The sequence below is a fragment of the Corynebacterium sp. genome (assembly GCF_030826625.1).
Lineage (GTDB): Bacteria > Actinomycetota > Actinomycetes > Mycobacteriales > Mycobacteriaceae > Corynebacterium.
Window position 1 is genome coordinate 1 of sequence record NZ_JAPJNQ010000075.1, and the last position, 10515, is coordinate 10515.

The window sequence follows — 10515 nt, forward strand, 5'->3', positions numbered from 1 at the left end:
ATTCCCGCAGGGTACTGGGATGGGCTATGGATAGCGTGCAAGATACTTCCCTGGTCGAAAAAGTGCTGCGGATGGCGTATACGCTGCGCGGTGATGTTCCTGATGGGCTAGTGTTTCACGCTGACCGTGGAACCCAATTCACCAGTGAGAAGCTCTGGGAGGTGTGCCGCAACCTGGGCATTGCTCAGTCTGTGGGGCGTACCGGAGTGTGCTTCGATAACGCGATGGCTGAGTCGTTCTGGTCGACGCTTAAAACCGAGTTCTGCGACCGGAAGCGCTGGCCCACCCGTGATGCCGCACGCAAGGCCGTTGCTTACTGGATTGAAGTCGTTTACAACCGTCGGCGCCGGCACTGAAGCACTCGGGATGGTCAGCCCCGTCGACTTCGAGAACCACATTGGTCTAACCACCAGCAGAAAAGAATTAGCTGCCTAACCACTAGTTAGCTCCACTACGTGTCCACGATTTGCGGGCAACCTCAAGCCAAATACGGTGTGGGCAAGCGATGTCACGGAGTTTCGCGTTGCTGGCACCAAAGTCTATCTATCGCCAATTATGGACTTATGTGATCGTTCAATCGTGTCGTACAGTGTTGCAACCTCACCGAATACGGTGTTTACCTCGCAGTCTTTGCGTGATGCCATCGCGCAAGAATCACCAGATTAAGGATTGGTGGTGCATACCGATCAGGGATTCCAGTACCAGCATTCGAGTTGGCGCACACTCATTACAGGTATTGGTGGGACACAGTCGATGTCAAGGAAGGGAAACTGTTACGACAACGCGGTGATGGAAAACTTCTTTGGGCACCTCAAGTCAGAGATGTACCACGGTGAATCATTTACCAGTGTGGAGGAGTTCTACCAGGCAATTGATGAATACATTCGTTGGTATAACCATGAACGCATCCAGAAACGACTCAAGGGCCTGACTCCGGTGCAATACCGGAATCAGACCCTAAATCCTTTAACCGCCTAGAATTAAACCAGTCCAACTTTCGGGGGCCAGTTCAAAAGTGGGGCGCTGGCGCGTGAAGCGTGGTGCTTAGCAGTCGTAGTACATTTCGAATTCCTGCGGAGTTGGGCGCAGACGAACCGGGGTGATTTCCTCGTCGTACTTGTACTTGATGTAAGTGTCGATGAGGTCCTCGGTGAACACATCGCCTTCGGTCAAAAATTCGTTGTCTTCCCGCAAGGCCTTGAGGGATTCCTCCAACGACGTTGGTGCGGTAGGAATATCTTGTGCCTCTTCTGGTGGCAGCTCGTAGAGGTCTTTATCGACCGGAGCGTGTGGCTCGATGCGGTTTTTGATGCCGTCGATACCAGCCATCATCATTGCCGCGAAGCCCAAGTAGGGGTTACCGGATGGGTCCGGTGCACGGAACTCCAGACGTTTCGCCTTTGGGTTGTTGCCGGTGGTCGGAATGCGCACGGCAGCCGAACGGTTACGCTGCGAGTACACCAAGTTGATTGGTGCTTCGAAGCCAGGAACCAGGCGGTGGTAGGAGTTCAGCGTGGCGTTGGTGAATGCCAATACCGCTCCAGCGTGCTCCAGAATGCCGCCGATGTAGTAGCGAGCCATATCCGATAGGCCGGCGTAGCCGTCCTCGTCATGGAACAGTGGGGAACCGTCTTTCCACAGCGACTGGTGGGCGTGCATACCCGAGCCGTTGTCGCCGGCCAATGGCTTCGGCATGAAGGTAGCCGTCTTGCCGTGCTGGAAAGCGGTGTTTTTGATGACGTACTTGAACAGCTGGATCTGATCCGCTGAGTGCAACAAGGTGGAGAAACGGTAGTTAATCTCCTGCTGGCCGCCCGAACCGACCTCGTGGTGGAAACGCTCTAGCTCAAAGCCCACCTTTTCCAGGTTCAAAGCCATGGCATCGCGGATTTCCACGGACTGGTCATAAGGAGCCGTAGGGAAGTAGCCACCCTTCGGGCGCGTCTTGTAACCAGGGTTAGGAAGCCCATCGATGGTGGTTTCCTTATCGGTGTTCCACCAACCCTCGTCGGAATCGACTTCGTAAAAACCGGCGTTCGTTGAGGTATCGAAACGTACCTTGTCGAACAAATAAAATTCTGCCTCGGCACCGAAGAAGCAGGTATCTGCGATGCCGGTGGATTTCAGATACTCCTCGGCCTTGCGCGCAGTGGTACGCGGGTCACGCGAGAATGGCTCGCGGGTAAACGGATCGTGCACAAAGCACTTAATGTTCAGTGTCTTCGTGCTACGGAATGGATCCACCACTGCCGAGTGTGGATCCGGCAACAGCATCATGTCGGATTCATCAATAGTGGTGAACCCACGGATCGAGGAGCCGTCGAAAGCCAGTCCTTCTTCTGCTGCCTCCTCAGTGAACTCCGAGGCAGGGATGCTGAAGTGGTGCTCTACACCAGGAAGGTCGGTAAATTGAATGTCGACGAATTTAATATCTTCGTCTTCGATATGTTGGACGACATCCGAAATGGATTCGAAACTCAAGGGAACTCCTCGTTTTGGGTGCAACTGTGCAGTCGTAGTTCCCACTATACCGACTAATCCCGGTTCATATTCGGAATTTCTTGTTGCAAACTCAGAGAAGTTCTTGCCGAAGATAATCGGCAACATCTTGAATTATAAAATCGAGTTCTTGCTCTTGTGCTGCGGAAAATTTTCCAAGCACAAACGCAGAAGCATCCATTTTCCCCGGCGGGCGTCCAATCCCCACGCTCAGACGGGCATAATCTTTAGTGCCCAGAGCTTTCGTCAAGGATTTCAGACCGTTATGACCCTTATCGCCACTGCCGTGTTTCACAGTGAAAGAACCAAATTCGCGTTCCATATCGTCGTAAATCGCGACGATGCCCGCTGGCGCAACGTGAAAATAATTCGCCAAGGCATTGACTACGCCACCAGATGTGTTCATTGGGGTGGCGGTACGCGCCAAAATTAGCTTCGGCGCGCCTGGTCGCAGAGCACCAGCAGGCATCTCAGCGACAAAAGCCCCGGTGCGCTTGTGCAGACTGAACGGCACGGGCTGAAAAGAAGTCGTTTCTGCTAATTCATTAACGACTCGGTAGCCAATATTGTGCCGCGTCTGTGCATAACGCGCACCGGGGTTACCGAGCCCGACAACGAGCACGCTGGATTGCTGAGATAAAGCAGGTACAGCAGACATGATGCTTTCGGGCTCGACTTTCTGTGCAAGTTGCTACCGTCGGAAGGCTGAGCCTTCCTCGGTAAACTTTATTCGTCGTCGGAAGACTCAGTGTCAGGGTCCAGACGGTCTGCTGGGGTTTCCTCGTCGGCTTCTTCTTCGCTGTCAGCACCAGCCTCAGCGCCGCCTTCCTCGGCAGCGGCAGCAGCAGCCTCGAGCTCTTCGTCTTCCTGTGGCTCCATGACGGAGACGATGACGGTGTCTTCTTCGGCAACCAGGGTGGTGTTGCCTGGCATATCCAGGTCAGCAGCGGTGATGACGGTGCCGTCTTCGGCGCCTTCGATGGAAACCTCGATCTCTTCCGGAATGGACAATACGTCGGCCTCGACCAGCAGAACGTCGTTGTCCTGGATGAACATCATGCCAGCAGCAGGCTCGCCGGTGATGGTGACAGGAACCTCAACCTCAACCTTCTCGCCGCGCTTAATGGAGAGCAGGTCAACGTGGTCAACGTCCAGGGTAAGAACGTTCTGATCGACGTTTTTCACCATCGAGAGGTGCTTTTCGCCATCAACTTCCAGTTCCAAAACGGCGTTCAAACCGTTGTAGCGCAGCATGGTCTGCAGTTCCAGAAGATCAACGGAGAAGTGGATTGGCTCGGTGTTGGAGCCGTAGAGAACACCAGGTACTCGCCACTCGCGGCGCAGACGACGTGCAGCGCCCTTACCGAATTCGTTGCGTGGTTGTGCTGCAAGAATTGGGGTCTTTTCAGCCATAATGGATAACTCCTCAGTGCGGTCAGAAATTTTAAAATGTGGACAAACGTGCACAGGCAAGGGCACATCCACGACCGGGGAGCAACCGGGGTAAGTGTAGATCGCGTCGATAACGGCCAAAAATGAATGGCCCTCGCCGAGACGAGAGCCATCATAGCAAAACAGTGGGTGCGCTAAGAAATCTACTTAGACCGCGGTGTAGCCACCATCGACGGTTTGTGCGCTGCCGGTGATAAACGACGCGTTCGACGACAACAGGAAGATCACCATCGCGGCAACCTCACGCACCGAGCCCAAACGGCCCAGCGGGTGGTCGTTGATCAGCTTGGTTAGCTCATCCTCATCCATGAAATTAGCCAGCAAGGCATTGCGGATATAGCCCGGGCACACTGCGTTGACACGTATAGCCTTGGAACCATATTCCACGGCCGCAGAACGGGTCAGGCCAATCACACCGTGCTTTGCGGCGGAATAGGCGGCTTTTCCCTTGGCGGCAACCAATCCATGCACCGATGCGACGTTGACGATCGAGCATTCCGAGGTCAGATCCATATCGAGGAACTGGTCGATCTCATAGCGCATCGCGTAGGCGACACCATTCAGGTTGAGATCTACAAGATCACGCCACTCGCGGCCGCTCATTTTGCCGGTGAGTTCCCCCTCGCCGCCGTAGCCGGGGGAGTTGACCGCGTAGTGCAGGCCGCCGAATTGCTCCACCGCGGTTTGTACCGCAGCTTTGTAATCCGATTCAGAGGTCATATCGATCTCGATAGCGTAGGCCGAGCCGCCATTGTCACGGATTTTTTCTGCAACCGTGGTTGGTTGGTGCTCCGCGGCATCGGCAATCACGACGTGGGCGCCTAGTTCACCGAGCTCGTAGCAAATTTCTTCGCCGATGCCGAAGCCTCCACCGGTAACGAGAGCAACCTTTCCGCGAAATTCCTCAAAGCTTTTCATTAGGCAGATCCCTCGAACAATGTGGTAACCGAACCGTTTTCGAAGATTTCGTTGATCGTGCGCGCTAGCAATGGAGCAATAGATAGCACGGTCAAGTTGTCCCAGCCTTCGGTGGATTGCGGCATGGTGTCGGTGGTGATGACTTCTTCTGCACCACAATTCGAAAGCTTCTCACGGGCCTGTCCAGAAAATACGCCGTGGGTACAAGCGACGACGACGGACTTAGCGCCCTCATCCTTCAGGATCTTCGCAGCACCAGCGATTGTTCCACCGGTGTCGATCATGTCATCGACCAAAATGCAGTCTTTACCAGCGACGTCACCGACCACGCGGTTAGCGACTACCTCGTTGGCGACATCGATGCTGCGGGTTTTGTGCACGAAGGCCATTGGCGCGCCGCCGAGCACGTTGGCCCACTTTTCAGCAACTTTCACGCGACCGGCATCTGGAGAGACGATGCACATATTCTCAGTTGGGTATTTGGACTTAATGTAGTCGGTCAGCACTGGCATGGCGTGCATGTGATCGACCGGACCATCGAAAAATCCTTGGATTTGGTCGGTGTGCAGATCCACCGAGACCAGGCGGTCCGCACCAGCAGTTTGCAGCAGGTCAGAAATCAGGCGGGCGGAGATTGGTTCACGGCCGCGGTGCTTTTTATCCTGTCGCGCATAAGGGTAGAACGGCAGGATGGCGGTGATGCGCTTGGCCGAGCCACGCTTGAGCGCATCAATCATGATGAGCTGTTCCATCAGCCACTTGTTCAGGTTCCCGCCTTCGACGGTGGCGTGAGATTGCATCACGAAACAGTCGGCACCACGCACGGATTCCTCGAAACGGACGAAGATTTCTCCGTTAGCGAAGTCCTCAGCGCGCATTGGGGTGATCTTGGTGTCCAGTTCCTTGGCGACGGCCTCGCCGAGAGCTGGGTGCGAGCGGCCGTTGAAGACCATCATATTTTTTTGGTTCATAGCGATCTTGCCAGTCATAGGATTAACCCTTCTGCTTCGGAGTCTGCGCTTGTTCTACACCCTGATCATCAGCGGCATCGGGCGCTTGCGTGGCTGCTTCGGCAGCGCGCGCGGATGAGCTGTCAGGCCGTTTCTTGGCGACCCAACCCTCGATGTTGCGCTGCCGACCACCCGAGACCGCGAGTGCTCCTGGTGGAACATCGTCTTTAATTACTGTACCTGCCCCGGAATAGGCGCCATCACCCACCGTCACTGGTGCGATAAACATTGTGTCCGAACCAGTGCGTACATGGTCACCGACGACGGTGTGGTTTTTGTTTACCCCGTCATAGTTCACGAAGACTGACGAGGCACCGATATTTGAATGCTTGCCGATGGTGGCGTCGCCGACGTAGGTCAGGTGCGGCACCTTGGAACCTTGCCCGATCGTGGCTTTCTTCGTTTCTACGAAACCACCTAGTTTTGCCTCGTTGCCCAGGTCGGTTCCTGGGCGCAGGTAGGTAAACGGGCCGACATTTGCGCGTGCACCAATGCGTGAGCTTTCACCATGGGCGCGAATCACGCGGGCATCCTGGCCGACGGTGACATCTCGCAACGTGGTATCTGGGCCGATTTCCGCGCCGTCGGCGATTGACGTCGTGCCCCACAGCTGGGTGCCGGGGTGGATGGTCACATCCTGGCCGACGGTGACATCGGCACCGATCCAGGTGGAATCTGGATCAACGATTGTTGCCCCACCCAGCATCGCGTCTTCGACGGTACGCCGGTTGAACTCTTTGGCCGCCGCTGCCAATTGCACTCGGTTGTTAACTCCAGCTAATTCGCCTTCGTCAGCGGCAACGAAAGCTCCGACACCGTGGCCAGCCTCGCGTGCGAGCGCCAGCACGTCAGTGATGTAAAGCTCTCCCTGTGCATTATCGGTATTGAGCTTGGTCAATGCTTCGCGCAGTACCGCGGCATCGAAGGCGAAAACTCCGGAGTTGATCTCGTTGATTTTGCGGATTTCTTCCGAGGCATCTTTATGTTCCACGATCGCGGTGACCTGGGAGTTTTTATCGCGAACGATGCGGCCGTAGCCGGTGGCGTCGGCAAGCTCCACCGAAAGCACCGTCACGCCTGCTTGGGTAGTTTCGTGGTGATCGCGCAACTGATCCAAAGTTTCTGGGCGCAGCAGGGGCACATCCGCATTGGTGACAATGATTGTGCCTTGGAAATCCGCCAGAGCATCCATGGCGCACTGCACGGCGTGCCCGGTGCCGTTTTGCTCTTTTTGTACCGCGGCGGTCAACGTGCGGCCGAGTTCGTCGGCAAGCTTGTCGACGGCTGGGGTTACCTGCTCGCGCTGGTGGCCAACGACGACGACGATTTGTGCCGGGTCAAGGCCTGCTGCGGCATGCACGCTGTGTGAGAGCAGCGAACGACCGCCGATTTCATGCAGCGTTTTCTGGGTGGCGGATTTCATCCGCGTGCCGGCGCCGGCCGCCAAGATGATGACCGAGCAGGAAGATTGATGAGCCACGGCGAAAATTCACTCCTGAACAAATGGGGATTAACTAATTAACTAATGGCACCAATCATAACGATCTGTCTGCGGCTGCGCGCTGACATCCATGGCTGGCGAACTAGCGCTGGTGTGGCTCGGAGACTTCCGGAAGGCTGCGAGCTGCCCAAACGCCGCCCAGCCCAATGACTGCCAAAAAGACTAACGCCCACAGTGGTCCTTGAATGGCGATGACTGATGACAACGCACCGACTAGCAACAAAACCACACCCATGATGGTGTTTGCCGCGCCGGTATAGCGGGTGCGTTGATCATCTTCGGCCATATCCACCAAGTACGTTGATCGCGCGACCCGGATCGCGGCGTGGGCGAGGGAGACCAAGAAAAACCCCAGCGGAAATGCGACCGTGTTCCACCAGTGTGGCGCTGTGAGTGCACTCAAAACCAGGATTAAAAGCACGACCGACGATGCTCCGGCGGCAGCAGCCATCACGGTTTTGGATGAGCGATCCGACCAGATCCCCGAAACCCTGCCTGCCAACAGAGCAGATAAACCAGAAACGAGCACAAATGGAGCAAGATCGGCGAAACCAGAAATTGTGGTGGAGGCTGTGGTGCCCTCTGCCTGCGCACTGGTGGCTTGCGCGCTGGCGGCGACGATAAACGCGGTGGAAAGTGCAGAGACCAACAGCAATGAGCGAACGAGGACGAAGCGGCGGAACAGTTCGTCATCGCGCACCAAATTCCAGGTATCGGTGTACCACGCAGAGTTCGGCGTCTCGGTGCGCTTCGGAGTCGCGTGGAGATGTTCATCCACTCGTGCAAAGACCACCGCCGCCAGGGCCCAAGCGAACGCACCAATGGCGATGAGAATCGCTCCGACCCAGATCGGCATGGGGGCAGGCAGGAAAAGCAACACGATGCCGACGATGATGGTGACAGTGCCAGCGAGTGTCGTCGCCAAGCCTGTGACAGCTCCGCGCCGGCCCTTCGAGATTGCCCGGCCCATCACATCTTTGCCGGATAACGACGACAACGAGCGGAAGGTTGCGAGCAGTGCCAGCAGTACGACGACGGCGATGCCGAGCGCGCTTCCGCTAAGCGTTTGGGCAGCGAGAGCCAGCAGCCCTGCACAGGTGGCTTGTCCCGCTGAACCGATAATCCAGACTCGTTTGCGCGAACGACGGTGTGACGTCACCCAACGACGCAGTGGAGCCTGAGGGAGCATCGCTAAAGATTCACGAACCGGAACCAACAAACCGAAAAAGAAGGCTGGCACCCCAGCAGCGGTAAGCAGCCACGGCAGTACGGTTTTGGCGGAGGCGGTTTGATCACCGACATTTTGCAGGCCATTGGCGGTGGCGATGAGTCGTCCGTTGGCGCGCTCAACGCGTGCTGCCGGGGCTGCAGAATCAGCTGCGTTGATAGCGTTGCCTGCGAACTCTTGCGGTGCGGAATCTGGGGAGTCTGGATTCATGCTTTTAGGCTAATGGAAGAACACACTGCGGTTTGTGCATTCGTGGCATCATTGTGTAAAGTTGCAAGCCGTTGGTGATCCGCACAGCGGTGATGCTGACGTTTCCCCATGGTGTAATCGGCAACACTACGGTTTTTGGTACCGTCATTCTAGGTTCGAGTCCTGGTGGGGAAGCTTTTTTCATATTAGGGGGTAAGGCTCCAGCCATCAGCCATCTCAGTCAGGAGAATGATCCCGAAGTGAATATGCTCGCCGGCCTATTAAAAGTTGCTGCCAGCGATCCGAAACTCAAAGGGCTCATCAATCATGTTGGTGAACCAACCCTGCACATTACCGGCATTACGCAAGCTCGACCCTGGGCTATCGGCACCTTGGCGCACCATGCACCAGTAGTGGTGCTCACCGCGACTGGCAGGGAAGCCGAAGACATTACTGCAGAACTTGCGGCGATGCTGGGCGATAAAGTCGCGATGTTTCCGGCTTGGGAAACTCTTCCGCACGAGCGGCTTTCACCAGGAGCTGACATCGTCGGCAAGCGTGCGGCTGTGCTGCACCGTTTAGACGAGTTGCAAGTTATCGTCACCCCCGCCCGTGGATTGGCGCAGCCGGTGCTGGAATCTGTCGACGGCCGGGCGCCGATTAGCCTGGCTGAAGAACAGGAATATGACTTTGACCAGCTGGTTTCTGAATTAGAATTCCGTGCCTATTCGCACGTCGATATGGTCAGTAAAAAAGGCCAGTTTGCCAAACGTGGCGGCATCGTCGATGTCTATCCCACCACCCTGGACTATCCAGTGCGCATCGAATTCTGGGGTGATGAAATCACCGATATCCGCCAGTTTTCGGTCGCAGACCAACGCACGATCTCCGAGATCGAAGTTGGCAAAGTCGATATTTTCCCGGCTCGTGAACTGCCCATTACCGATGCGGTAGCAGCGAAAGCGGAAAAACTCGCACGCGAGTATGCTTCCAACGCGACGCTAGCGGAATTGCTCACCAAGATCTCGGAAAAGATCCCGTCGGAAGGCATGGAAGCGCTGCTTCCGGTGCTGACGGATGCGCCGATGGTGTCGTTGGTGGACCTGGTGCCGGACAACACGCACGTGCTGGTCATGGACCCAGAAAAGGTGCGTCGTAGGGTAGAGGACCTGCACGAGACCGACGTAGAATTCTTAGCCGCCAGCTGGGAAGCCGCAGCGATGGGGGCAGATGGTCCCGTTGCCCACAACAAGCTTGATCTATCTGCGGCGAATTACCTCTCCTTAGAGGCACTCGAAGATATCGCGCGGGAACGTGGCAACTCCTGGTGGACGTTCGCGCCTCCGGGAATGTTTGCTGCCGACGAGGCTGCAACGTTGCCACTCGAATTCGAAGCTGGGCCGCAGCCGAAAGGCGACGCCAAAGAAATCGAAGCCATGATGTCGCAATTGCGCGCGCACTGTCAGGCCGGGGGACGCGCCGCCTATATCGCCCCTGCTGCGGGTGCTATCAAACGCATGGCGGAACGCTTCCGCGAAAACGGAATTTCGGCCCACGTCGCTGAGCCAGGCTGGCAACCAAATTCTGGTGAAATTACTCTTTACCAGGCACTGAGTCATGCCGGATTGGTCTTTCCGAAAGTGCGCAACCAGCACGACGGAGCGACGCTGCCGCTGGTGGTAGTGACCGAAACCGACCTTACGGGTAACCGGGTTGGT

Annotated in this window: 7 protein-coding genes and 3 pseudogenes; 3 read left to right on the forward strand and 7 right to left on the reverse strand. The window is 56.2% G+C overall.

From position 1 onward, the window contains the following. Window positions 1-435: pseudogene (locus tag RCH87_RS08705) on the forward strand (DDE-type integrase/transposase/recombinase); the annotation flags it as partial. A gap of 45 nt (window positions 436-480) precedes the next feature. Beyond that, window positions 481-978 (forward strand): annotated as a pseudogene (locus tag RCH87_RS08710) (IS3 family transposase); the annotation flags it as partial. Window positions 979-1044: 66 nt separating this feature from the next. On the opposite strand, the gene glnA reads toward RCH87_RS08710, so the two are convergent. The 7 genes from glnA to RCH87_RS08745 form a co-directional block, all read right to left on the reverse strand. Then, window positions 1045-2481 carry a type I glutamate--ammonia ligase gene (gene glnA / locus RCH87_RS08715; protein WP_306516316.1) on the reverse strand — a complete coding sequence of 479 codons (1437 nt, stop codon included), beginning with the start codon at window positions 2479-2481 and terminating at the stop codon, window positions 1045-1047. A gap of 91 nt (window positions 2482-2572) precedes the next feature. Further along, window positions 2573-3157, reverse strand: a complete 585-nt coding sequence (gene pth, locus RCH87_RS08720; protein WP_306516317.1) for an aminoacyl-tRNA hydrolase — start codon at window positions 3155-3157, stop codon at window positions 2573-2575. A 68-nt stretch (window positions 3158-3225) separates the two neighbouring features. After that, window positions 3226-3912, reverse strand: a complete 687-nt coding sequence (locus RCH87_RS08725) for a 50S ribosomal protein L25/general stress protein Ctc (protein ID WP_306516318.1) — start codon at window positions 3910-3912, stop codon at window positions 3226-3228. A 186-nt stretch (window positions 3913-4098) separates the two neighbouring features. Further along, window positions 4099-4869: an SDR family NAD(P)-dependent oxidoreductase gene (locus RCH87_RS08730; protein ID WP_306516319.1), complete on the reverse strand. Its 771-nt coding sequence runs from the start codon at window positions 4867-4869 to the stop codon at window positions 4099-4101. After that, window positions 4869-5858, reverse strand: a complete 990-nt coding sequence (locus RCH87_RS08735) for a ribose-phosphate diphosphokinase (protein ID WP_284571721.1) — start codon at window positions 5856-5858, stop codon at window positions 4869-4871. Before RCH87_RS08735 ends, RCH87_RS08730 begins: the two co-directional genes overlap by 1 nt. A gap of 4 nt (window positions 5859-5862) precedes the next feature. Next, window positions 5863-7359 carry a bifunctional UDP-N-acetylglucosamine diphosphorylase/glucosamine-1-phosphate N-acetyltransferase GlmU gene (gene glmU, locus RCH87_RS08740; protein ID WP_306516320.1) on the reverse strand — a complete coding sequence of 499 codons (1497 nt, stop codon included), beginning with the start codon at window positions 7357-7359 and terminating at the stop codon, window positions 5863-5865. 103 nt (window positions 7360-7462) lie between these two features. Then, the gene (locus tag RCH87_RS08745; protein WP_306516321.1) at window positions 7463-8818 is read right to left on the reverse strand and encodes an MFS transporter; all 1356 of its coding nucleotides are present in this window, start codon (window positions 8816-8818) and stop codon (window positions 7463-7465) included. Window positions 8819-9063: 245 nt separating this feature from the next. Between RCH87_RS08745 and RCH87_RS08750 the strand changes: the two are divergent. After that, window positions 9064-10515, forward strand: a pseudogene (locus RCH87_RS08750) (transcription-repair coupling factor); the annotation flags it as partial.

What these genes read in the sequence shown, in the direction of transcription:
- pth (WP_306516317.1), bottom strand. Translation starts at nt 3,157, where the DNA reads ATGTCTGCTGTACCTGCTTTATCTCAGCAATCCAGCGTGCTCGTTGTC.
- RCH87_RS08725 (WP_306516318.1), bottom strand. Translation starts at nt 3,912, where the DNA reads ATGGCTGAAAAGACCCCAATTCTTGCAGCACAACCACGCAACGAATTC.
- RCH87_RS08730 (WP_306516319.1), bottom strand. Translation starts at nt 4,869, where the DNA reads ATGAAAAGCTTTGAGGAATTTCGCGGAAAGGTTGCTCTCGTTACCGGT.
- RCH87_RS08735 (WP_284571721.1), bottom strand. Translation starts at nt 5,858, where the DNA reads ATGACTGGCAAGATCGCTATGAACCAAAAAAATATGATGGTCTTCAAC.
- RCH87_RS08745 (WP_306516321.1), bottom strand. Translation starts at nt 8,818, where the DNA reads ATGAATCCAGACTCCCCAGATTCCGCACCGCAAGAGTTCGCAGGCAAC.